The 1,000-nt window shown below is 62.1% G+C and carries 1 protein-coding gene and 1 pseudogene; both read right to left on the reverse strand.

Translation table 11 applies throughout. From position 1 onward, the window contains the following. A partial coding sequence (locus CO655_RS33180) for a sugar ABC transporter permease (protein ID WP_097667976.1) occupies window positions 1-640 on the reverse strand: 640 nt, incomplete at its 3' end. 115 nt (window positions 641-755) lie between these two features. Continuing rightward, window positions 756-1,000 (reverse strand): annotated as a pseudogene (locus CO655_RS33185) (sugar ABC transporter substrate-binding protein); the annotation flags it as partial.

Below are 1,000 nucleotides of genomic sequence, written 5' to 3' on the forward strand. Positions count from 1 at the left end.
TCATGATCTCGCCGTCGATGCCGCGTAAGCCCGCCAGGAACATCGCCATGACGAAGCCCGAGGCCTGCCAGACACCGGCGATGACGACGGTATAGATGACGAAGTCCTTGTTCTTGATCCAGTCGAAGTGGAAGCTCGTCCAGCCGAAGTGGTGCAGCGTCTGCTCCAGCCCGAGGCCGGGATCGAGGAACCATTTCCAGGCAACGCCGGTGACGATGAAGGAGAGCGCCATCGGATAGAGGAAGATCGGTCTGAGCAGCCCCTCGCCGCGGATCTTCTGGTCGAGCAGGATGGCGAGTAGCAGGCCGAGTGCTAAACAGATGCCGACATAGAGGAAGCCGAAGATCGCCATGTTGGTGATCGAGGTATACCAGGAAGATGGTGGATCGCTCTCGAAGGTCCAGCGCCACAGCCGCTGATAGGCGCGTGGCCCGGTCAGCGCATAAGACGGGAAGGTCTTGGAATTGGTGAACGACAGATAGGCCGTCCAGACGATGAAGCCGTAGACGAAGACCAGGGTGATGACGAAGCTCGGCGCCAGCACGATCTTCGGCAGCGCATCCTGCAGCCGGCCTCGAAGCGAGATCGGCGTCGCCTGCCCGGGGGTCAGAACCGGATCGGTGGTGGCAACTGTGCTCATGGATATCATCTCCCTTCCCGCAGGATCGGCCTTGCCGATCGTCTCCGCCTAATCGCTGCGGAGCCTGAAGCTTCCCCGGCCCAAGAGACGGGGAAGCATTAGTCGTCGACGACCCTTAGCGGGCGTCGTCGATCGCCTGGACGAGCTGCTTGACGGCTTCGTCGGAGCTCTTGATCTGGCCATGGACGAACTTCGAGACGACGTCCTTATAGGCATTGGCGATCGCCGGCGGCGCGCCATAACCCTGGGCCAGCGAACCGAACAGCGTGCCGCCCTCATTGGCCGCCTTCAGGTCGGCGATGCCCTTCTTGCCGCAGGCGTCGAAGTCGGTGTCGGGAACGTCGGTACGAGCAGGCACCG

Origin of the sequence: Rhizobium sp. M1 (assembly GCF_002531805.1) — a bacterium.
Lineage (GTDB): Bacteria > Pseudomonadota > Alphaproteobacteria > Rhizobiales > Rhizobiaceae > Rhizobium > Rhizobium etli_C.